This window comes from Alkalicoccobacillus porphyridii, assembly GCF_007293315.1.
Lineage (GTDB): Bacteria > Bacillota > Bacilli > Bacillales > Bacillaceae_D > Alkalicoccobacillus > Alkalicoccobacillus porphyridii.
On record NZ_VLXZ01000359.1, the window covers coordinates 1 to 248 of the forward strand.

At 52.4% G+C, this 248-nt stretch carries 1 protein-coding gene; it reads right to left on the minus strand.

Going from position 1 to position 248, the window contains the following annotated elements:
• A partial coding sequence (locus FN960_RS24590; RefSeq protein ID WP_221936874.1) for a hypothetical protein occupies positions 1 to 248 on the minus strand: 248 nt, incomplete at both ends.

Consider the following 248-nt stretch of genomic DNA (forward strand, 5'->3'; position numbering starts at 1 on the left):
GATTGCCGTATTCGTCAGCCTGCCATTCCCCGTTTACCGTGAGCGCCTTGATACCTTCTTCACTTAATGTGGCTAGCGCCAGCCGTTGACCTGCCGCCAGGTAGAGCGTGTTTTCACTGCCCTGCATTTGATAACCCTGCAACAGAACGATCGGCTGTTTGCCACTGGCATCAACGACGGTGAGATCGGTACCAGGATTCACGGTAGCCAGCTCGCCTATGCGAGAAGTTTTGAAAGGATAAATATGT